Consider the following 22,362-nt stretch of genomic DNA (forward strand, 5'->3'; position numbering starts at 1 on the left):
TTCCGATTCACCATTGTCCCCCCAGCCCGTCATTCTCGCCGCAGGCGGGAATCCAGTTAAAATATGTCGTCCGGCGTAGCCGGACTCCTTTGAAAGAGTGTGAGTTTCGCTTCAATATGCGCCACGAAAATAGGCAGCAATATCTGCTAAAATCTATCCGAAATCGACCGCTTAAAGTATCTTGAACCAAAAAATTTATCAAATGAATCACAAGACAATTTCCGCGCTGGCAGTGCAATTACTGTGTTTGACGATGTTTGTTGCACTGCCGCTGCAAGTCCAGGCAGAGAAACTAGCCTACGTGGACGGGCGTCGGCTGATCGATGAAGCGCCTCAGGGACAGGATGAAATAAAAATCCTGGAACAAAACTTCAGCGAGAGAAACCGCGAGTTAAAAGGGAAAATCGAATCATTCAAGGCGCAGGAATCCGAGTTTCAAAAAAACGCGGCGCTTCTTTCCGAGCAAGAGCGCCAAAGCAAAACGGATGCCTTGCGCGGGCTGCAAAGAACGTTGCAGCGCGAGCAAGATAATTATAATGAAGATTATGCGCGCAGTCGCAACCAGAGTTTGGCGCGCCTGGAGAAACTCATCTTCGCGGTCATTATTGAACTTGCCGAGCAGGAAAATATAGACTTGGTGGTGCAGCAAGCGGTGTATGCCAGCCGCGCCATAGACTTTACCGATCGCGTATTGGAAGAATTGAAAAAGCGTCATCAGCAACCATGATCTCACTGAACCGGATTGCCGACATTGTCGAAGGCGTGGTGCAAGGGGATGGCGATTACGAGGTCAGGTTCATCAATAGCCTGGAGCGCGCGACCGCAGATTCGCTGTCGTTTTTCAGCGACCGGCGACTCGCACGACAGCTAAGCGACACGCAAGCCGGCGCGGTGTTGATGGCCAAGGAGCATGTTGGTTTATATTCCGGAAACAAAATTATAGTCGCCGACCCGCATCTCGCTTATGCCCGAATAAGCAAATTATTCAAGCCATATCCGCGGCATCGACAAGCCGGCATTGACGCCACCGCCATCATTGCCGCCGGCGCCGAATTGGAAAACGGCGTCTGCATCGGGTGCTATTCCAGCGTTGGGCCGGGCGCGAAAATGGGCCACGAAGTGGAGGTGGGCAATGGCGTTCATATCGGCGAGGAGGTTGAAATCGGCGCGCATACGGTAATAGAGGATCAAGTGGTCATCGCGCACGGCTGCCGCATCGGCAAGCGCTGTTGCATCTCGCCCGGTGTGGTCATCGGCGCCAGCGGATTCGGGTATGCGCCAAACCAGGGTGGCTGGGAGAAAATCGAGCAGCTCGGCGGCGTGCTGATCGGCGATGACGTGGACATTGGCGCGCATACCACAATCGACCGCGGTGCGCTGGAACATACTAAAATCGGAGATGGCGTGAAACTCGATAATCAAATCCAAATAGCGCATAATGTGCAAGTGGGCGAACACACCATCATGGCCGGCGGCGTCGGCATCGCCGGCAGCGCGAAAATTGGCAAGCGTTGCCGGCTTGGCGCTCGGGTCAGCATTCTGGGGCATTTGGAAATCGTCGACGATGTGACCGTTTTGTCCAATAGCCTGGTCACCAATTCGATCAAGAGCGCGGGCGAGTATGCGTCGATGATTGCGGTGCAACCGGCCAAACAATGGCGCAAGACCGCCGCCATCATTCGGCGGCTGGACAAGTTGGTTGCTCAAGTTAAAAAACGTGGTGAAAAACCGGGTGATGACAGCGCGCAATAAAAAGCACAGAATAGGGTTTGCGAAACGACCTGGTTGTAATACCGATGCAATGACAATGATTGAAGCCACACAATGAGTGAAGCCGGCCTGGACATTCACCGGATACAAGCGCTGCTTCCGCACCGTTACCCGTTTTTGTTGATCGACCGGGTAATCGACTATGAGTTGGGAAAAACGCTGTCCGCAATCAAAAATGTCACCATCAACGAGCCGTTTTTTCAGGGACATTTTCCGCATCGGCCGGTATTTCCCGGGGTTTTGATCATTGAGGCAATGGCGCAAGCCTCGGCGATTTTAGCCAGCCATAGCCACGAAGCGGATACCGATGACAATGTAATTTTTCTTTTTGCCGGCGTTGATAAAGCCCGCTTCAAGCGGTTGGTGGAACCTGGCGACCAACTCATTATTGAAGTCGAGCAAACCAACTACAAAAGCAGAATATGGAAATATGCGACCAAAGCCTCGGTTGACGGCAAGTTGGCCGCTTCCGCCGAAGTCATGTTCACCTATCGGGTTTTTTAGTGTTTCATGACCGCAGTTCATCCAACGGCGATTGTCGATAAGTCCGCAAAACTTGGAGAAAATATAACCATCGGCGCCTATTCCATTGTCGAGGCGGAGGTGACTATCGGCGACGGCACCTGGATCGGACCTCATGTGGTCATCAGAAATTTCACCACCATCGGCAAGGACAACAGGATTTTCCAGTTTTGCTCCATCGGCGAGGCGCCGCAGCATCAGGGCTACGCCGGCGAGCCGACCAAACTCGTCATCGGCGAGCGCAACACCATCCGCGAATATTGCACCATAAACCGGGCAACGGCGAATGGCCCTGATCACCTGGCCACCACAAAAATCGGCAACGACAACTTCATCATGGCGTATGCCCATATCGCCCACGATTGCGTGCTGGGCGATCACATTATTTTCGCCAACGGCGCCAGCCTGGCCGGTCATGTCGATATCGGCGATTACGCCATTTTGGGCGGGTTTTCCCTGGTGCATCAGTTCTGCAAGATTGGCCAGCATTGCATCACCGGAATCGGCTGCGTCTGTCTGCAGGATGTGCCCCCATACATCGTCGCTGCGGGCAATCCGGGCAAGCCATTCGGCATTAATTCCAAGGGCTTGCGCCGGCGCAACTTTTCCGAGCAGTCGATTAAACGGCTTAATCAGGCCTATCGGGTGGTTTATCGCCGCCGCCTTAATCTGCAGTCAGCCATCAATGAAGTGGAGAAAATGAACGGCAACCATGCTGAAGTCATCACCTTCAGCGCATTTTTACGCCATTCCAAACGCGGCATCATTCGTTAGGCGCGATGCGCAGCAAGGCAGTGCGGATCGGTATTGTCGCCGGAGAGCCGTCGGGCGATAAATTAGGCGCAGGGCTGATTAAGGCGCTGCTGGCCGAGCATCCGCGCGCAGAATTTGTTGGCATCGGCGGGCCGAAAATGCGCCAGGTCGGCTGTGACACCCTGTACGATATGGAGCGAATTGAACTCATGGGCATTGATGGGTTATTCGGCAAACTCGGCGATATACTGAAAATCCGCGCCGTGCTATACCGCAAGTTTGTCGCCCAGCCGCCCGATCTTTTTATTGGCATCGACGCGCCGGATTTTAATTTGACGTTGGAGCGCAAACTGAAAAAGAAAAATATACGCACTGTGCATTACGTCAGTCCGACGGTTTGGGCCTGGCGCGGCTATCGCATCCATAAAATCCGCCGCGCCGTGGATCACATGCTGACCTTGTTTCCGTTTGAAGCGGAATTCTACCAGCGCCACAAAATTCCGGTGACCTGCGTCGGGCATCCGCTGGCCGATGAAATCGGCGCGCCGGACCGAGCCGCGGCCAGAAAAAAAATCGGCATGACCGCGAACCCCGATGGCAAAGTCATCGCGCTGTTGCCGGGCAGCCGACGCTCAGAGGTCAGGCGGCTGGGCGCCCTGTTTGTCGAGGTGGCTGAGAAAATGTATAAGGCGGATGCCACGGTTCAGTTTGTGTTGCCGTTCGCCAGCGCGCAAATGGAGAAGATTTTTTACGCCGTTGCCGGCAGCGTGAAGCACCTGCCGGTGTTCACGCTGAATGGCCAATCGCGAGATGCCATTGAAGCCTCCGACATCGTCGTGTTGGCCTCCGGCACCGCGGCCCTGGAGGCGGCATTGTTGCGCCGGCCGCATGTTGTGGTCTACAAGTTGAGTCCGATGACCTATTGGCTGTTCCAAAAACTGCGACATGTGGATTATTGTTCCATGCCAAATCAACTATTGCCGGAGCCGGTTATTCCCGAGTTGGTGCAAGATCAAGCCACGGCGGATAATATTGTGCATGCGGTCAATGAATTGATGAGCGATCCGAAAAAAGCGCGAAAACTGGAACGGGACTTTAGCGACCTGCACCAGCAGTTAAAACGCAATGCGAATGTGCAAGCGAGCGAGGCCATCATGAAACTGCTGGAATCATGACCGTGTTGATGACCGCGCCTAGGCATGTGGCCGGGGTTGACGAGGCTGGGCGCGGGCCGTTGGCCGGCGCGGTTTTTGCCGCGGCGGTAATACTGGATCGAAAAAACCCCATCGACGGACTGGAGGATTCCAAAAAATTGTCGCCGGCGCGGCGCGCCGAGCTGGAACTCATTATTAAGGCGCGGGCGTTATCGTGGTCTGTGGCGCGGGCTGACGTGGAGGAAATTGACCGAATGAATATTCTGGCGGCATCGTTGCTGGCGATGAAAAGAGCGGTGCAAGGACTGGACATTGCGCCGTCCCTCGCATTAATTGACGGCAATCAGTTGCCGGATTTGAACTGCCCGGCGAAAGCCGTGGTCGGCGGCGATGCGTTGCATGGCGAAATCTCGGCGGCCTCCATTTTAGCCAAGCAAGCCCGCGACCGCGACATGATTGAATTGGCTGACTTGTTTCCGCAATATGGCTTCGAGCGCCACAAAGGCTATCCCACAAAAGCGCATCTGCACGCATTGCAAATGTATGGCGTCACCGAGCAGCATCGCCGCAGTTTTTCGCCGGTGCGCAACTTGCTTGCGGCGCGAGATGAAACTTGCTGAAGCCCGCCAATAACCTGTCAATAAAGAATGCTTAATGACGCGCTGAGCCAGCCGTTTGTGCATTTGCACCTGCACTCGGAGTTTTCGCTTGCCGACGGCATCGTGCGGCTTAAGCCCCTGGCGGATAAGTGCGTGGAGTTTGCACAGCCAGCCGTGGCCCTGACCGATTGGTCGAACCTGTATGGAGCGGTGAAATTTTATCGCGCCTGCTTGGCCAAGGGGGTGAAGCCGATCATCGGTTGCGATGTCTGGGTTGAAAGTCCATTGCACATAGAAAATTCGCGGGCGGAAAATTTGCGCAGCGATCATTGCGACCGGGTAACTTTGTTATGCCAGGATAATCAGGGCTATCGCAACTTCAGCAAAATGCTGAGCAATGCGTATCTGCATGGCGCGTATCTGCAGGGCGAATCTCCACAAAGCAGCGGGAAAGGCAAAATTGTAATCCGCTGGGCCGAATTCGCCCAGTATCAAGCCGGTCTCATCTGTATGCTGGACGAGCACGAAGGGCCGGCGGCAACACTGATGACTCGGGATGCGCAGCCGAGTATCGAACAGGCAGTGGCGCGATATCAGCAACTATTTGGAGATAGATTGTATTTTTCCATTAGCCGCATCGGTTGGCCAACCGAACAAGCCTATATCAACCTGGCGGTGCGGCTTTCCGGGCGACACCAGATTCCGCTGGTGGCGACAAATCGGGTCGAGTTCATTGATCAGGAGCAATTCGAAGCGCATGAAATTCGCGTATGCATCAACGATGGTCGGGTGCTGGACGACAGCCGCCGCCCGCGAAAATTCACCGATCAACAGTATCTGCGCTCCAGCCAGGAAATGTCGGCGCTATTCGCGGATATACCGGTAGCGATTAGTAATTCAATGGAAATTGCTAAACGCTGCAACCTGTTTTTCAATTTTGACGACGCCTTTTTGCCGGTCTATGTCGATGCCGATGGGCGACCGGTTGCGACCGTGTTGCGAGAACTTGCGGAATCGGGACTGGCCAGACGCTTGGGGGTTGATCGGCAAACGCATGTTGATAAGCAGATTTTTGCTCCCGGCAAAATCTGCACTTCCGCCGTCCCTGGCGGTCGCGCGGACGATGGTCACGATGATGGTCACGATGATGGTCACGATGATGGCGCGGCCGTGGCTCAGCAATATACCGATCGGCTGAATCGGGAATTGCAGGTGATCGAGCAAATGGGGTATCCGGGCTATTTTTTGATTGTGGCGGATTTCATTCGCTGGGCGCAGGAAAACGACATTCCGGTGGGTCCCGGTCGCGGCTCCGGCGCTGGCTCGTTGGTTGCCTGGGCAACAGGCATCACCAAAATCGATCCGCTGCCCTATGGATTGCTGTTCGAGAGATTCCTGAATCCACAACGGGTGTCATTGCCGGATTTTGACATTGACTTTTGCGTGGACGGCAGGGACCGGGTGATCGAATATGTGGCCGAGCGCTATGGCCGCGACCAAGTCGCGCAAATTATCACCTTTGGCACGATGGCGGCCAAGGCGGTGGTGCGCGATGTGGGTCGGGCGATGAGTCTTCCGTATGGATTTGTCGATCAAATCGCGCGGTTAATCCCGTTTGAAATTGGCATAACCCTGAACCAGGCGTTGCGCCAAGAGCCGTTGCTCAAGCAGCGTTATGAGAATGAGGCGGAGGTTCAGGAATTGATCGACTCGGCGTTGCAACTGGAAGGCTTGGCGCGCAACGTCGGCAAGCATGCCGGCGGCGTCGTGATCGCGCCCAAGCCGCTGACCGAATACACCCCGCTGTATGCCGACGTCCATTTGAATCAAGCGATCACGCAACTCGATAAAGACGATCTGGAAGCCATCGGGCTGGTCAAGTTTGATTTTCTTGGACTGCGCACGCTGACGATTCTCGATGGTGCGGTGAAATTGGCAAACCTTCAGCGCGCCGCGGAAAACACATCAACGCCGGACACATCAATGCCGGACAAATCGATGCTTGATTTGGACAACATTGCTGTGGATGACGAAGCTACCTTTAAGTTTATCAGGACTGGGAAAACCACAGCGATCTTCCAACTCGAATCGCGCGGCATGAAAGAATTGATTGTCCGCTCCCACCCAGAAACATTCGAGGACTTGATCGCGCTGATTGCCCTATTTCGACCGGGCCCATTGCAATCTGGCATGGTTGACGATTTCATCAACCGCAAAAATGGCCGGCAGCAAATTCAATATCTCCACCCTGAACTTGAATCCATATTGAAATCAACTTATGGCGTGATTCTCTATCAAGAGCAAGTCATGGAAATCGCCAGAACCCTGGCCGGCTACACCCTCGGCGGCGCCGATTTGCTGCGTAAAGCCATGGGCAAAAAGCAGCCGCAGGAAATGGCCAAGCAGCGCGAGACGTTTATCGCCGGCGCGCTCGCTCGCGGCATCGACAAAAGAGTCGCGGCCAGCCTGTTCGAGCTGATGGACAAGTTCGCGGGCTATGGCTTCAACAAGTCCCATTCGGCCGCGTATGCGCTGGTGTCCTACCAGACGGCGTGGATGAAAACCCATTACCCGGCCGCTTACATGGCCGCGACTTTGTCGGCCGAGTTGGGCGATACCGACAAGGTCGTCACCCTGCTGGCGGATTGCAAGGCGCTGGGGCTGGCGGTATTGCCGCCGGACATCAACTCCAGTTTCCATGCGTTCAAGCCCACCAGCGACACGGAAATTTCCTATGGCCTGGGCGCATTAAAAGGCGTCGGCAAGAGCGTGACTGAATGCATCGTGCAACAACGCGAAGCCAACGGCGCGTATCAAAGTTTGTTTGATTTTTGCCGACGGCTGGACCTGCGCAAAGTCAACAAGCGCGTTTTGGAAGTGTTGATAAAAAGCGGCGCAATGGATGGCCTGGGCAATGACCTGAGAAATGACCTGAGGAATGGCCTGAGGAATGGCCTGAGGAATGGCCTGAGGAATGGCCTGAGGAATGGCCTGAGGGATAACCGGGCGATGTTGATGGCCGACATCAACAATGCCAGCGGCGCCGCCGAGCAGCAGCAACAGGCCAAGCAAGCCGGGCAGTTTGACATGTTTGGCGTGGAGCAAGCGCCTGTGGACAATCTGGCATCAGCCAAGGTAGCGGACTGGAGCGAGCAGCAGCGGCTTGATGCGGAAAAGGAGACGCTGGGGCTGTATCTGACCGGCCACCCTTACCATCGTTTTGCTCAGGAGCTAAGCGCGGTCTATGAGCATGATGTGTCATTACTGGACTTGAGCGCGCCGCGCAACGGCATTTTCGCCGGCATCATGGTGGCGATGCGGGTGTTAAATACCCGCCGAGGCAAGATGGCGTTCATAACGCTGGATAATGCCATGTATCGAGTCGAAGCGAATTTATACTCGGAAAAATTTAATCTGCACTTCAGCAAACTGCAAAAGGATAATCTGTTGATCGCCGTCGGCGAGTTAAGCGCCGATGAATTTACCGGGGGATGCCAAATTCGGGTAGAGAATTTATACGAAATCGCGGAGTTGCGGCAAGTGGCGCTAGCGCGCATCAGGCTGCATTTATTGGAACAGAGCTTGAGCCAGGATGCGATCAAATCGCTGCGCCAATTATTGCGCGAATATCGCGGCGGCAACACCGAGATTGGCATTAGTTATACGCGCGCAAAAGGCGAGTCGGGGCGATTGAACCTGGGCGATGCCTGGAAGGTCGATCCGCAGCAGGCGTTGCTGGACCAATTAACGAGCAGATTCGGCGAAGAAAATATTCGCTACCGCTACAACACGGAAAACCTGATCAAGGCGATTCCGCAAAAGCAGGCTTATCGCCCAAAAGCCGCAGTGAACCATTAAGCGAAACCTGAAGCGAGACATGGAATCCATTGTGGTCGGCACAATCCATCTGGCACGTTTGAGATCGCTGGCTGGTATTTAACACAATAACGCCCTGCCAATGCCGCCATTGACCATTATTGAATGGGTGCTTGTGTGCCTGGTTTTCGTCTGGTCCGGATTTGTTCGCAGCGGGCTGGGCTTTGGCGGCGCCGCGCTGGCCATGCCGCTGATGTTGTTCATTATTGATAATCCGTTGCTCTGGCTTCCCATCGTGGCGACTCATCTGCTGATTTTTTCCGCGCTGACCGTGTATAACCGCCTGCGCGAGGTGGATTGGAAGTACTTGAAAAAAGCCATGCTGATACTGCTTGTTCCCAAGTTGATCGGCGTGTTCGGATTGCTGAGCCTGCCCAATGACTTGTTGGTGATCATCATTTACGCCATCACGTTTTGTTATGGCTTGGCCTATGTTTTTAATTATTCATTCAAAAGCGGCAATCGGCTGGTCGACAACATCTTGCTGGTCATGGGCGGCTACGCCAGCGGCACTTCGCTCATCGGCGCGCCGCTCATATCCGCGGTGTTCGTCAGGCATGTCGCCATCGAGAAACTGCGCAACACCTTGTTTGTGGCCTGGATGATATTGGTGGCGATCAAGATGTCCGCGTTCGTGGTGTTTGAAATTGACTTGCAGTTCAAGTACGCGCTATACCTGCTGCCGGTGGCGGCGATAGGTCACTATCTGGGATTGAACATGCACAACCGATTAATCCGCGACGGCGGCGATAAATACAAACGAATGTTGGGGATGGTGTTGGTGGCGATTTGCGGCTATGGGCTGTTGACTGCGTTAGCATAATCCTGGCGCAGGCGCGATAAATTTCAGTCGAGTTGGCTGACATCCCTGACCGCGCCTTTGGCCGCGCTGGTGCTGAGCATCGCATACGCTTTGAGCGCGGTGCTGACCACGCGCTCGCGCTTGGGTTTCCATGCGGCCTGGCCTTTGGCATCCATGTTCATTCTGCGTTGTTCTAAATCCGCCTGGGCCACGGCCAGATGGATGGCGCGGTTGGGAATGTCTATTTCGATGACGTCGTATTCTTCCACCAAGCCAATCAGTCCGCCCTCCGCGGCTTCCGGCGACACATGCCCGACGGACAGCCCCGAAGTGCCGCCGGAAAATCGCCCGTCGGTGACCAGGGCGCAAACTTTGCCCAGTCCTTTCGATTTCAAGTAGGTGGTCGGGTAGAGCATTTCCTGCATGCCCGGACCGCCGCGCGGCCCTTCGTAGCGAATCACGACCACGTCTCCGGGCTTGATTTGGTTGCCGAGAATCCCGTCCACGGCGGCCTCCTGGCTTTCAAAAATTCTGGCTTTGCCGGTGAACTTTAAAATGCTTTCATCGACGCCGGCGGTTTTGACGATGCAGCCGTGTTCGGCGAGATTGCCAAACAGCACCGCCAACCCGCCGTCGGTGCTGTAAGCGTGGTCGAGGTCGCGGATACAGCCGGTTTCCCGGTCCAAGTCCAGCGATTTATAATGTTTGCTTTGGCTAAACGCCACCTGAGTAGGCACGCCGCCGGGCGCGGCGCGGAAAAAATCTTTTCGTTTTTGGTCATCGGCAAGGCGGATATCCCAAAGCGCGATGGCCTCCGCGATGGTCGCGGCGTGCACGGTTTTGGCATCGCGATTAATCAAGCCGGCACGGTCCAACTCGCCCAGGATGGCCATTACACCACCGGCACGATGCACATCCTCCACATGATAATCGGGCGTGGCCGGCGCCACTCGGCACAGGTTCGGCACCTTGCGACTCAGTCGATCGATGTCCTGCATGGTGAATTCGATTTCTCCCTCATGCGCCGCGGCCAGCAGATGCAACACCGTATTGGTCGAGCCGCCCATCGCGATATCCAGCGACATCGCATTTTCAAACGCCGCGAAGTTGGCGATGGCTCTCGGCAATACATCGTAATCATCTTGCTCGTAGTGCCGCTTTGTGGTGGCAACGATGGTTCGCCCGGCCTCAAGAAATAATTGCTCGCGCTCACTATGGGTGGCGACCAGGGTGCCGTTGCCAGGCAGTGCCAGCCCCAAGGCTTCGGCCAGGCAATTCATGGAGTTGGCGGTGAACATGCCGGAGCAGGAGCCGCAGGTCGGGCAGGCGGAACGCTCCATGTTCTCGGATTCGCGGTCGGTTACAGTGTCATCGCCGGCCACCATCATGGCGTCAATCAGGTCGACCGATTTTTCATGATCGCGCCAGGTTACTTTGCCGGCCTCCATCGGCCCGCCCGATACAAAAATCGCCGGAATGTTCAGTCGCATGGCGGCCATTAGCATGCCCGGCGTGATCTTGTCGCAGTTGGAGATGCACACCAGCGCGTCGGCGCAATGGGCGTTCACCATGTATTCCACCGAATCGGCGATGATTTCCCGCGACGGCAGTGAATACAGCATGCCGCCATGCCCCATGGCGATGCCGTCGTCCACGGCGATGGTGTTGAACTCCTTGGCGACGCCGCCGGCCGCTTCGATCTCGCGCGCGACCAGTTGCCCCATGTCTTTTAAGTGCACATGTCCGGGCACGAATTGCGTGAATGAGTTGGAAACGGCGATGATGGGCTTGTTGAAATCATCATCTGTCATGCCGGTGGCGCGCCATAAAGCGCGCGCGCCGGCCATGGTTCGGCCACGGGTGGTGGTCCAGGATCGGTAGTCAGGCATTTTTCGTAACCTTAGGTCAAGTGAACATTAAAACCGTATTCTATCAAATAAGGCGCAACTGAGGCGAACTGTATCCGCCGAGGTCCGCTGCCCGCCCGGCGATGAATGTTCGCAACTCGCCAGAGATTCGCTCATCGGCCGCAACCCGCCCCCAGAATTCCTCGACCATCTCATGCAGGCGGGCGGCTTGAGTATGACGCGGAAAGTCCGAGCGCGTGATCGTCGGCGGCGTGAACCGGTAAGGCGAAACTCCGGCGCTGGTCGGCGCAAATCCCATTGAGCACATGTCATAGACTGGCAGCAGCCGGAACACATCGCCCTCAATGCCCAGACTTAGATTGCCAAGGTGCATGTCCGAGTTGTTGATCAGGTGGCCGAAGTGTTCCAGTAGTTCCACATCGTCGGCGTGTTTAAAGTTGACCAGGCCGGCCTCGCTCAGCCGCCGCATGACCCGCCCCCAGCCATCGCCGAATCCAACGAACTCAGCATCCACCGCCTGCAATGAAATCATCGGCAAGCGGCCGTGCTCGCCGGATCGGTCAAACCGTATTGACTCAAGAAACAGCCGACCGCCCTGTTCAAGCAGCCGCGTGTCGGCTGCGGGTAGTCGACCGGCGCGCAACACCTCAGCGGCATAAAACTCGGTAATGAGAATGTCGCGCCAGCGCCGCGCCGCCGCGTCATCGCCAGTCGGTGAAAATTTGACAATGACATGCGCGCCACGGTCACCACTGTAGGCGGTGAATTTCGGTTGCTCGCCGCCCGCCGATGACGCCGGCGTTTGACCGCTCAGGGCCTGGTCGGCCAGCTTTGGATAATCGGCCGGCGCGCAGGCCGCTGGCCGCTGTCGCGGTCGAAGGCGAGTTTGACGACCGAACTTGAAATTGCCCGGCAGGTCGTCCCCAGCGGCAATCAAATAGCGCCCGATATGGTTGCTAGTCCATCTGCGTGGGTCGGCAGGAAACTCATCCGCTACGGCGGCGAGCTCGCGCGCCAGGAGCCGGCCGAGGAAACCCTGCGGTCGCAGGTCTTGAAGGAAATACGGCAAGTCAGCATAGACGCCGTTGCCGTCGATTCCCGCCAACACCCCGGGAGACCCAGTCGTGGGCATAACCAGGAAACCGCCGTGCGCGAGAGGCCGCACCATGGCAACCGGCACTGCATCGCCGTTGGCGTCGACCATGAACAGCGGCAGCAAATCATCCCCGCCAAACGCATTGCGGGTGGCCGCATAGACCGGCGGGCGGGATCGCCCGAGCGTGACAATACGATCCCCCAGCGCCCTGAGCCGACGCGAGACGGCCGACTGGGTTAAGCTCAAAGCAGCCTGAATTTGCCTGGATGTGGCGGGTCCCCGCGACAGGAACTCAACGATGGTCATGCGATTTTTTCTCGACGGCGTCCAAATATATTGACCAGATATTGACTAGATATTGACTAGATAATTGACTAGATATTACCATATAAAAATATGTATTTAGTATTGTAATACAAATATTTATGAAGATTATTCGGATGATTATAACGAATAAACGACATGAAATTGACTAGATAAATATCGCGGCCGGCCGCGCATCAGCCGGTGAATGCCGCATGGACGAAGCCGTTTCTCAGCCAAGGCTGCGCTCATCGACAAATCCGGTGTGCATCATGCGAGACCTGCGCGCAACTCAATTCCCCCGCCTAACCAGCCAACCCCGCTTGTTGTTGCATTCTCATGGTCTTTGGTTCTCGGATACAGTGAGTTTATTTTCAATGGGGTGAATAGACTATGCTTCAATCATTTAACAGTAACGACACATACACCGATATCCTGTCATCCGTGTTAGCCGACAACACGCGCATCACTTACGACCAAGGCTGGCATCTTTGGCAGCGATACTGCAATCAAAACAACATCACCGTGCTGCCGGCGAATCACCAGGATGTTGCGCGCTTTCTAGTGGAGACGGCGACCCGGCCGGCCGCAAACGGCAAGTTGCCGGCGTGGGGCACGGTTATGCTATGGCGCAGCGCGATCAACCGAAAACATGTCGATCAGAATGTGGCCTCGCCCACCAACCACCCGCAAGTCACCGACGTTTGCAAGGGCTTGGCGCGCCTCAGGGGAACCCGACCGCGACAAGTGAAAGCCTTGCGCGAGTATCACATCAAGGCCATGCTGGGCAACTGCCCGGACACGCTGATTGGTCGGCGCGATGCCGCGATTATTGTGCTGGGTTTCGCGGCGGCATTGCGCAGGTCGGAGATTTGCGGCTTAACCGTTGATGATATAGAGGTGATAGACGACAACGAACGCCTGCGGATGTTTTTGCATATACGCAAATCTAAAACCGACCAAAACGGGGTTGGCCAGAAAATCGCGGTCCCCGCCGGCAAAAAACTCAAGCCCATAAAACGCCTGCAAGACTGGCTGGACGCGGCCGATATTTTGTCCGGGCCGGTATTCCAGACCATGTCGCGCGGCGGCAAGCTGCGCGGCTCGCCCATGCACCACACGGACGTGCCTCGCATCGTCAAGCATTACGCCGCCAGCATTGGCTTGGACGCCTCAGAGATCGCCGGGCATTCGCTGCGCGCCGGCTTTGTCACCAGCGCCGCGGTGCATGGCGCGCGCATAGACAAGATAATGGAGGTTACCCGCCACCGCAACCCGGCCACGGTAATGAAATACATCCGCGATGCCGATAGCTTTACCGATCATGCCGGGGATGGGTTTTTGTAATCCGCGCAATAATAAGCCAAGGTAGCATTAGTAGCATTAGTCGCCTTAAATCAAGGATTTAAGTTCGTGGTCAAGCCGGTCGAGAATTTCGTCATACTTGAACGCGCCGATTTTTTCCCCGCGTTTTTTAAGGTTGACATAGTTTGGGCCGCACCATAATCCGAGGTCGGCGTCATCGGTCTCTCCGGGGCCGTTCACCCGACACCCCATCACCGCGATAGTGATCGCATGATCTTCGGCATACCGAGTTCTGGCTTTGACTTTTTGCGCCAGGTCGATAAAGGCTTCGTTTTCAACCCGCGAGCAACTCGGGCAACTGATCAGATTCAATTTATTTTCATTGAAGTGCACCACCGTTCTGACCCGGCCTTCTGAGATGTCCTTTAATATTTGTCGGCCGGCGCTGATTTCCTGGTGTTTGTCGTCATAGGGCAGAGTCAGCGAAACCCTTATGGTATCGCCGATGCCCGTGCCGATGAGTTGCTCGAAGGCGATGCGGGTTTTTTCGATGCCCTCGGGCGGCAGGCCCGCTTCGGTAACGCCCAGATGCAACGGGATATCGGGTCGGGCATCGGCAAACTGCCGGTAGGCGGCAATTGATTTTTTCGGGTCAGAGTCTTTTAACGAGACGCAATAACGGGTGAAGCCGATTTGATCCAGCCATTCGCTATGCTCCAGGGCGCTTTCCACCATCGGCAGCACCGACTCGCCGGCAGCGTCGGCCGGCCTGTCGGATGAATGGCGGATGAGTTTGTCCGGGTCCACAGACCCGGCATTGACGCCAACGCGCATCGCGCAATCGTGCCGATCGGCGATATCCGCCAGATACCGTACTTTATCCTGCCACGGCTTGTTGCGTTCATGGTGGTAAAGATGACCGGGGTTGTAGCGAATTTTATCCACGTGCGGCGCTAAAATTTCCGCCAGGCGATAGTTTTCCTGCAAATCCACGCTGAGCGCAGTTTGTGTTTGCGGGCGAAGTTCGATCACCGCCTGGGCGTCTTTTTTGTTGTCCGCCGCGATGCGAATCACATCCGCGCCGGCCGCCTCCAGGGATTTTATCTGTTTCAAGGTGGCTGGAATATCCGTGGTTGGCGTGGCGCACATGCTTTGCACCGCGATTGCGTGCCCATTGCCAATGGCGATGCCGCCAATTTTTACTTGCCGGGTTTGATTGCGCCGCGGTTGATACCGCGGTTGATAGTGTTGTGCCATGTGCCTGATGAGTGAATTTGGCGGGTGAATTTAGCGAGTGAATTTAGCGTGGCGTGTTATACCCGGTCTTTTATAATAGCACTAACTTTTGCGCTCGAGCTTAACTGACCCGATCTTAACTGAGCTAAGGCATCAATTTTAAACCAACCATGAAGCATAACATCAAAAAAATTTCCGCGTTGCTGGCGACCTCGAAAAAATTTTCCGGCGACCGGATTTATTATTTCGAAGAAATTGAATCCACCAATTCATGGTTGCTGGCGCACAATAAAATGCCGGCGAAAACGCCGGACAAAATGCCGCGCCAAACACCTGGCCAGATAGATGACCAGATCGACGGCAAGGTCTGCATGGCGGAAAGGCAGACTTACGGGAAAGGCCGCCGCGGAAAATCCTGGATGGCGCCCGCGGGAAGTTCGGTGCTCATATCGATGGGCTGGGGGTTGCGGGAAAGCGGTCTCCAAAGCAGTCTCCAAGGGCTGTCATTGGTCTCCGGCTTGGCGGTCGCGCAGTCCTTGCGCGAGGTCGGGGTCGCGGTAAAATTGAAATGGCCGAACGACATCATCGCCGACGGAAAAAAGCTGGGCGGCATTCTGGTTGAAATATCCGGGTTGGATTGCGTCATCGGCGTCGGCATCAATGTTAACATGCCGCCGTCGTTTGCTCGACAAATCGATCAACCGTGCACCGATTTATATGCGTTAGGGTGGCGGGTGGATCGCGACCAATTAGTTGCTGCAATCGTGCTCAATCATGAACAATTTCTGTCGCGGTATAGGTCAAACGGTTTCGCATCATTCAGGGCGCGCTGGAATGCTCTGCATGCTTATCAGAATCAGGTTGTGGAGGTCGTGTCGGCCGGAAATCATTGGTCGGGAACCGCGCTGGGCGTTGATGCTGCCGGCGCGCTTCTGGTTGAATGCAACGGGTCAATCAGGCGAATTATCGGCGGGGAAGTTTCTATTCGCGCGAAAACGGCCATCACTGAAAACGACTATAAAATGTCATGAAATTATGTCATGAAATTATTCATTGATATCGGCAACCGGCGAGTGAAGTGGGCAACGTCCGCCCAGATTAATGTTTCAGTCAGCCAACCAACCGATGACCCGAGCGCGCTCGATAAAATCATCAGCGAGCAAGTTATCAACACTCATTCAAGCACGCTGGCGGATCAACTGAGTATGCAGTTCAAAAAGTTGCCTGCGCCTGAATCGGTTTGGGTGTCTTGCGTGGCCGCGGAATCCATCAAGACCGATATTGCCAAAATTTGCCAGGTCATTTGGAAGCTTTCGCCAATTTGCATTCGCGCCGAAGCGGCTGCCGGGGGCGTTGAAAATTGCTACGAAAACCCGGCGAGCGTGGGTGCTGATCGCTGGGCCGCGAATATTGCTGCTCGGCACGTCGCCGGCGCGCGAGCGCTGGTCGTTATTGATGCGGGAACCGCTGTGACCATTGACTATGTCGATAGCAAGGGCGGTTTTTTAGGCGGCCTGATTTTCCCCGGTGTGGCGACCATGATCGAATCCCTTACTTCGGCGACCGGCCAGATACCGGCAATGACCCATTCATATAGCGCGAAGCGAACACCCAGGCAAACGCATTACCTGAACACCGATACGCGAGCCGCAGTTGAAAATGGGGTGATGCTGGCGGTGACAGCGGGCATTGACCGGGCGATTGATTATCATCTAGCCACCAAAGACAGCGAGTTAAAAGTCATTATTACTGGCGGAGACGCTGAATGTATCATCGGTTTGTCCAGTCATGACATGAAACACGAACCAAATTTGGTGCTGATCGGGTTGCTGTTGCTGAGCCAGGAATCGGCGCAATGAAATGGCTCGCCGCAGTGCTGATGATGGTCAATGTCGCGCTCTATCTTTGGGCAAGCGGGCCTCAGGCGACGGTGACCAAGACTGCCATTATCTCAAAACCCGATGTCAATAAAGCGGGCATGTTATTGTTGAGCGAGCACGGAAACTTAAAACAGTTTGGAAGTATTGCGGATTATCAACCCTCTGCTTCGGCGTTTGTGGAAGCGACTCAAGAGCAGACCCAAAAACCCGAGTCAAGCGAAGTGGATTTACAGGATTCCCAACAAATCACCGCCAACACAGGCACTCAGGACCGGCAATCGGATAGCGTGTCAGTTGACGCTGAGGACTCAATTTCCAGCGCGGATGATGCCGCAGACGAAGCCACCGCGAAAACAGAATTGGCGCAGCCCTGCTACCGATTGGGCCCGTTTAAGCAGGAGGCATCCTGGCAGGCTGCCACCCAATGGATGGAACAGAAGGGAATAAAATTTCAGCTGGTTACCAGCGAAAGCCGGGAACTGCGCGCGGTGCGAGTGTATTTAGGGCCGTATCGTTCAATTTCAGCCACCGAGCCGGTCGTGCAGCGGTTAAAAGGCAAGAATCTTGACCATTTTATTTCTCTGGCTGAAGACGGCTCGGCCAGGATTTCATTGGGTTATTTCACCCAGAAGGAATTGGCCGCAAAATTCCTGGCCCACCTCCAATCCATAGACGTGCAGGCTAAATCACAACCCGAGTACCGCCAATTGGGACCCTTTAACTGGATCGTTATTGCCGTTGATAAGGTAGAACAAAATCGGTTGGCTGCCCATGATTGGATAGAGCCTGCGGTCAGTTTGTCACCGGTCGATTGTTGATTTTTGACATTCCTGATCATTCCTGCCTGAAATTCCTGCCCAAAAATTAATGCCCAAAAATGAATATTGGCCATTGCATTTAAGTCCTCACTTTGCGTAAAATCGCGCTCCCATTTTTTATTTAGGCTTGAGGTTCGCAAAACCTTGCTTCAAAATAGAAAAAATGGTGGCTATTATCGTTTAAGTCATTGCCTTTAAATGAATTAACGCGATAACTGCCCGCATAGCTCAGTCGGCTAGAGCAGCTGATTTGTAAATTTGCACCTTCATGAGGAAACTTATGAAGTGGAGGTGGCTAAAACGGGGAAACCTTCTGTTAATTTTGCGCGACCCGCTACCCGTCATTTTGCGACTATAGGTAGTTTTTAGCAAATTAACATGGCAATCCCGTGCTACGTTCTGGTTGATGTTTGACCCGGATGGAGTGTAGAGACTTTACACCACCCGCCTAAATCGGAATCAATTTGATGACGGCATGTTGATGACGACATGTTGATAACGGCATGTTGATGACGACATGTTGATAACGGCATGTTGATAACGACATGTTGATAACGACATGTTGATAACGGTTGATAACGGCATGGCGAAGAGAAAGTCCAGACCCCAAACCGGATATGGCTGAGGCGATATCAGGGCCGTGAAAACGGTGGCAGGTAAGAATCAGCAGGTCGTGGGTTCGAGTCCCTCTGCGGGCTCCATTTTTTTGAGGGGTCGTGGCTGGGGGAAAGCAGGCCCCCAGCTTCAGCCCCATATTCAGAGTGGGTCGGAAAAGCATTTGAAAATACCAGGTTTTTTATCGGCATTGAGTTGACAGAGTCTATGTATTAAGCGAAAATACAATGTTTGCTTGAATTTTCGTCGCGGAGGGGTTCCCGAGCGGTCAAAGGGGGCAGACTGTAAATCTGCTGGCTCAGCCTTCGGAGGTTCGAATCCTCCCCCCTCCACCATGAATGGTTTGAAGGTGGGCCGTTAGATAGGTATGCGATAGATATGCGGGTGTAGTTCAAAGGCTAGAACCTCAGCCTTCCAAGCTGATGATGTGGGTTCGATTCCCATCACCCGCTCCAGTAGCTTGATCGGCGGCGATGATGACGACAGCGATGGTGACAACGGTGACGAAAAAAGCGCGCGCAAAAAAATCGGCCGGCCGCCCACATAGCTCAGTCGGTAGAGCACTTCCTTGGTAAGGAAGAGGTCACCGGTTCAAATCCGGTTGTGGGCTCCAGTTTGCATGGCGGTGAAGAATTTGCAACCGAACGATGTTAACCGAACGAGGTTGTTTTTTATTTGATTATTTGAAATTTGCGAGAATTAAACCATGGCGAAAGAGAGATTTGAGAGAACCAAGCCGCATGTGAATGTAGGCACGATAGGTCACGTTGATCACGGCAAGACGACGTTGACGGCAGCACTGACCAAGGTGCTGTCGGCCAAGTACGGCGGCACCTTGGCGAAGGCGTTTGACGAGATAGACAACGCCCCCGAGGAGCGCGAGCGCGGCATCACCATTGCCACCGCGCATGTGGAGTACGAGACCGAGGCGCGGCACTATGCGCATGTGGACTGTCCGGGTCATGCGGATTATGTCAAGAACATGATCACCGGCGCGGCGCAGATGGACGGCGCGATCGTGGTGGTGTCGGCGGCCGACGGCCCGATGCCGCAGACGCGCGAGCACATATTATTGGCGCGTCAGGTGGGGGTGCCGTATATTGTGGTGTATTTGAACAAGGCCGACTTGGTGGACGATGCCGAGTTGATGGAGTTGGTGGAGATGGAGGTGCGCGAGCTGCTGGACAGTTACGAGTTTCCCGGCGAGGACACGCCGATCATCGTCGGCAGCGCGTTGAAGGCGCTGGAGGGCGATGCCTCGGACTTAGGCGAGGGTTCCATTTTGAAGCTGGCGGTGGCGCTGGACAGTTATATCCCTGAGCCTGAGCGCAAGATTGACGGCGATTTCTTGATGCCGGTGGAGGATGTGTTCTCGATATCGGGGCGCGGCACGGTGGTGACCGGCCGGATTGAGCGCGGCGTGGTCAAGGTCAACGAGACGATTGCGATCATCGGGCTGAAAGAGACGATGACGACGGTGTGCACTGGGGTGGAGATGTTCCGCAAATTGCTGGACGAGGGCCGGGCTGGCGACAATGTGGGGGTTTTGCTGCGCGGCACCAAGCGCGAGGAGGTTGAGCGCGGTCAGGTGCTGGCCAAGCCGAAGTCGATCACGCCGCACACTCGGTTTGAGGCTGAGGTGTATATCCTGTCCAAGGAGGAAGGCGGGCGGCACACGCCGTTTTTCAAGGGCTATCGGCCGCAGTTTTACTTTCGCACGACCGATGTCACGGGCGCGTGCGAGTTGCCGAAGGAGGTGGAGATGGTGATGCCTGGGGACAATGTTCAGTTGGTGGTGGAGTTGATCGCCCCCATCGCCATGGAGGACGGCTTGCGCTTCGCCATCCGCGAGGGCGGCCGCACCGTCGGCGCCGGCGTGGTGACTAAAATTATCGCATGATTAAGTTTGCATTAGGCACCGTGAACAAGCGCTTCGGCGGCCAAGTTGGCCAAGTTGAACCGCCCCAAAATCACGGTGTCCATAACATCCCATGTTGGCTCATACATTATCTCGAAGTCATCGCGAAGGCCAGTAGCTCAATTGGCAGAGCGGCGGTCTCCAAAACCGCAGGTTGGGGGTTCGATTCCCTCCTGGCCTGCCAGCGCGCCTAAGCGATGATGACCCGCGAAACACCAGTGCAGAAAAACCAGTGATAGACGACAAGTTGATAGATAACAAGTTGATAGACAAAGGAAAAATCATCATCGCGATTCTGATAATCGCGGCAGCAGTCGCGCTCTACTATCAGTTTAGCGAGCTCATGCAGTTGGCGCGCGTCGGCATAATCATTGTCGGCGCGGCGTTGGCTATCGGCCTGATTTTAACGACGGAAACCGGCCAATCAGCCTGGTCGTTCATTAAGGGCGCAAATGTGGAGCGCCAAAAAGTGGTTTGGCCGACACGCCCGGAAGCCATGCAGGTGACGCTGTTCGTCATCATCTTGGTCATCATCATCGGCTTGGTGATGTGGGCTTTTGACGCGTTATCGTTTTACACGATTTACGATGTCATTCTCAGGGTAAGAGGCACATAACATGAATGATGAAACATTAATCAAGGCCGGGAAAAAGGCCAGGAAAAAGGCCAGGAAAAAGGCCGGGAAAACCGAAACGGCGCAGGTTCAATCGGAGCCGGTCGCATCTGATCCTGCAACCGATGTTGGCGTCGACGCCGAGCCACGGAACAACAATCCCAACATGCGTTGGTTCGTGGTGCAGGCGTTTTCCGGATTTGAAAAGAAGGTCAAGAAATCGCTTCAGGATTACATTACGCGCGCTGAAAAACAGGATAGCTTTGGCAGGATTCTGGTGCCGACGGAAGAAGTGGTGGAGATGAAAGCGGGCCAGAAACGCACCAGTGAACGAAAATTTTTCCCCGGATATGTATTGGTGGAAATGGAAATGACGGACGAAACCTGGTATTTGGTCAAGAGCGTTCCCAAGGTTGCGGGGTTTATTGGCGGCACCGAAAACCGGCCGATGTCGATTACCCATAAAGAGGCGGAAGAAATTATCCAGCAAGTTTCAGACAGCGCTGACAAGCCGAAAATGAAATTCACTTTCGCGCCCGGCGAGCTCATCCGGATTATCGATGGGCCGTTCCAGGATTTCAACGGCACTGTGGAAGATGCCAACTTTGAGAAAGCGAAGTTGAAGGTGTCGGTTACCATCTTTGGGCGTTCCACACCGGTGGAACTGGATTTCACCCAGGTGGAAAAAGGATAGCGCCAAAGGATAACGCCAAAGGATAACGATAGAAACCAGCGGTTCGAGGAGTTTTTTTAACATTAACCGGGGAGCTTAACCTTAAGCGTTTGCACCCATCAGGAGTCATTATGGCCAAGAAAATAGACGCATACATCAAACTGCAGATTCCAGCAGGGGCTGCCAAACCGAGTCCGCCAGTCGGTCCGGCATTAGGGCAGCACGGGGTCAACATCATGGATTTCTGCAAAGAATTCAATGCCGACACCCGGGACATGGAGCCAGGGCCGGTGCCGGTGGTGATTACGGTGTATTCCGACAAAACTTTTACCTATATCAAGAAAACCCCGCCGGCTGCAGTTTTGCTGATGAAAGCGGCGGGCATTCAAAAGGGCAGCAGCGTGCCGAACCGCGACAAAGTGGCTAAAGTCACCCGCGCGCAACTCGAAGAGATTGCCAAAGTGAAACAACCCGACTTGAGTTCATACAATATGGACATGGCGGTTCGAATCATCGCTGGCAGTGCGCGCAGCATGGGCATTGAGACCGAGGGGGTATAAC

Annotated in this window: 19 protein-coding genes and 4 tRNA genes; 20 read left to right on the forward strand and 3 right to left on the reverse strand. The window is 54.7% G+C overall.

Translation table 11 applies throughout. From position 1 onward, the window contains the following. Positions 1–202 precede the first annotated feature (202 nt). The 8 genes from ACP158_RS04535 to ACP158_RS04570 all read left to right on the forward strand — a co-directional run bounded on the left by ACP158_RS04535 (position 203) and on the right by ACP158_RS04570 (position 9,497). Positions 203–727, forward strand: a complete 525-nt coding sequence (locus tag ACP158_RS04535; RefSeq protein ID WP_424947785.1) for an OmpH family outer membrane protein — start codon at positions 203–205, stop codon at positions 725–727. Continuing rightward, positions 724–1,752 (forward strand): UDP-3-O-(3-hydroxymyristoyl)glucosamine N-acyltransferase, encoded by a 1,029-nt coding sequence (lpxD, locus tag ACP158_RS04540; protein WP_424947786.1) that lies wholly within the window; start codon positions 724–726, stop codon positions 1,750–1,752. Before ACP158_RS04535 ends, lpxD begins: the two co-directional genes overlap by 4 nt. A gap of 72 nt (positions 1,753–1,824) precedes the next feature. Beyond that, positions 1,825–2,274 (forward strand): 3-hydroxyacyl-ACP dehydratase FabZ, encoded by a 450-nt coding sequence (fabZ, locus tag ACP158_RS04545; RefSeq protein WP_424947787.1) that lies wholly within the window; start codon positions 1,825–1,827, stop codon positions 2,272–2,274. Positions 2,275–2,280: 6 nt separating this feature from the next. After that, positions 2,281–3,066 carry an acyl-ACP--UDP-N-acetylglucosamine O-acyltransferase gene (gene lpxA, locus ACP158_RS04550; RefSeq protein WP_424947788.1) on the forward strand — a complete coding sequence of 262 codons (786 nt, stop codon included), beginning with the start codon at positions 2,281–2,283 and terminating at the stop codon, positions 3,064–3,066. A gap of 5 nt (positions 3,067–3,071) precedes the next feature. Then, the gene (gene lpxB, locus ACP158_RS04555; RefSeq protein WP_424947789.1) at positions 3,072–4,220 is read left to right on the forward strand and encodes a lipid-A-disaccharide synthase; all 1,149 of its coding nucleotides are present in this window, start codon (positions 3,072–3,074) and stop codon (positions 4,218–4,220) included. A gap of 8 nt (positions 4,221–4,228) precedes the next feature. Beyond that, a complete protein-coding gene (rnhB, locus tag ACP158_RS04560; protein WP_424947790.1) occupies positions 4,229–4,819 on the forward strand; it encodes a ribonuclease HII in 591 nt (196 codons plus the stop codon). 27 nt (positions 4,820–4,846) lie between these two features. Beyond that, complete coding sequence (gene dnaE / locus ACP158_RS04565) at positions 4,847–8,656, forward strand: DNA polymerase III subunit alpha (RefSeq protein ID WP_424947791.1); 3,810 nt, start codon at positions 4,847–4,849, stop codon at positions 8,654–8,656. Positions 8,657–8,756: 100 nt separating this feature from the next. Beyond that, positions 8,757–9,497 carry a TSUP family transporter gene (locus tag ACP158_RS04570; RefSeq protein WP_424947792.1) on the forward strand — a complete coding sequence of 247 codons (741 nt, stop codon included), beginning with the start codon at positions 8,757–8,759 and terminating at the stop codon, positions 9,495–9,497. 23 nt (positions 9,498–9,520) lie between these two features. Here ACP158_RS04570 and ilvD read toward each other — a convergent pair whose 3' ends face one another. Together ilvD and yjjJ are read right to left on the reverse strand one after the other, a co-directional pair. Continuing rightward, positions 9,521–11,365, reverse strand: coding sequence for a dihydroxy-acid dehydratase (gene ilvD / locus ACP158_RS04575; RefSeq protein ID WP_424947793.1), 1,845 nt, complete (start codon positions 11,363–11,365; stop codon positions 9,521–9,523). Positions 11,366–11,408: 43 nt separating this feature from the next. After that, positions 11,409–12,746, reverse strand: coding sequence for a type II toxin-antitoxin system HipA family toxin YjjJ (gene yjjJ, locus ACP158_RS04580; RefSeq protein ID WP_424947794.1), 1,338 nt, complete (start codon positions 12,744–12,746; stop codon positions 11,409–11,411). A 390-nt stretch (positions 12,747–13,136) separates the two neighbouring features. On the opposite strand from yjjJ, the gene ACP158_RS04585 reads away from it, so the two are divergent. Next, positions 13,137–14,090 (forward strand): site-specific integrase, encoded by a 954-nt coding sequence (locus tag ACP158_RS04585; RefSeq protein ID WP_424947795.1) that lies wholly within the window; start codon positions 13,137–13,139, stop codon positions 14,088–14,090. 45 nt (positions 14,091–14,135) lie between these two features. Here ACP158_RS04585 and ispG read toward each other — a convergent pair whose 3' ends face one another. Next, entirely contained in the window at positions 14,136–15,305 is a 1,170-nt protein-coding gene (gene ispG / locus ACP158_RS04590) for a (E)-4-hydroxy-3-methylbut-2-enyl-diphosphate synthase (RefSeq protein WP_424947796.1), read from the reverse strand. A 149-nt stretch (positions 15,306–15,454) separates the two neighbouring features. Between ispG and ACP158_RS04595 the strand changes: the two genes are divergently transcribed. From ACP158_RS04595 to rplK, 11 genes are all read left to right on the forward strand, one after another. Continuing rightward, positions 15,455–16,315: a biotin--[acetyl-CoA-carboxylase] ligase gene (locus ACP158_RS04595; RefSeq protein WP_424947797.1), complete on the forward strand. Its 861-nt coding sequence runs from the start codon at positions 15,455–15,457 to the stop codon at positions 16,313–16,315. 9 nt (positions 16,316–16,324) lie between these two features. Continuing rightward, on the forward strand, positions 16,325–17,143 hold the full coding sequence (locus tag ACP158_RS04600; protein ID WP_424947798.1) for a type III pantothenate kinase: 819 nt from the start codon (positions 16,325–16,327) through the stop codon (positions 17,141–17,143). Next, positions 17,140–17,982 carry an SPOR domain-containing protein gene (locus ACP158_RS04605; protein WP_424947799.1) on the forward strand — a complete coding sequence of 281 codons (843 nt, stop codon included), beginning with the start codon at positions 17,140–17,142 and terminating at the stop codon, positions 17,980–17,982. The genes ACP158_RS04600 and ACP158_RS04605 overlap by 4 nt, the downstream gene beginning before the upstream one ends. An 865-nt stretch (positions 17,983–18,847) precedes the next feature. After that, a tRNA-Tyr gene (locus tag ACP158_RS04610) sits at positions 18,848–18,932 on the forward strand. 45 nt (positions 18,933–18,977) lie between these two features. After that, positions 18,978–19,052, forward strand: a tRNA-Gly gene (locus tag ACP158_RS04615). Between the two features lie 82 nt (positions 19,053–19,134). Next, positions 19,135–19,210, forward strand: a tRNA-Thr gene (locus ACP158_RS04620). Positions 19,211–19,303: 93 nt separating this feature from the next. Further along, on the forward strand, positions 19,304–20,497 hold the full coding sequence (tuf, locus tag ACP158_RS04625; RefSeq protein ID WP_424947800.1) for an elongation factor Tu: 1,194 nt from the start codon (positions 19,304–19,306) through the stop codon (positions 20,495–20,497). Between the two features lie 126 nt (positions 20,498–20,623). Continuing rightward, positions 20,624–20,699 (forward strand) — tRNA-Trp (locus ACP158_RS04630). 48 nt (positions 20,700–20,747) lie between these two features. After that, on the forward strand, positions 20,748–21,131 hold the full coding sequence (secE, locus tag ACP158_RS04635; protein ID WP_424947801.1) for a preprotein translocase subunit SecE: 384 nt from the start codon (positions 20,748–20,750) through the stop codon (positions 21,129–21,131). Positions 21,132–21,294: 163 nt separating this feature from the next. Then, positions 21,295–21,822 carry a transcription termination/antitermination protein NusG gene (gene nusG, locus ACP158_RS04640; RefSeq protein WP_424948398.1) on the forward strand — a complete coding sequence of 176 codons (528 nt, stop codon included), beginning with the start codon at positions 21,295–21,297 and terminating at the stop codon, positions 21,820–21,822. Between the two features lie 110 nt (positions 21,823–21,932). Then, on the forward strand, positions 21,933–22,361 hold the full coding sequence (rplK, locus tag ACP158_RS04645; RefSeq protein WP_424947802.1) for a 50S ribosomal protein L11: 429 nt from the start codon (positions 21,933–21,935) through the stop codon (positions 22,359–22,361). The last annotated feature ends 1 nt before the right edge of the window (position 22,362 follow it).

The organism is Candidatus Spongiihabitans sp., assembly GCF_965247905.1.
GTDB lineage: Bacteria > Pseudomonadota > Gammaproteobacteria > Arenicellales > Poriferihabitantaceae > Spongiihabitans.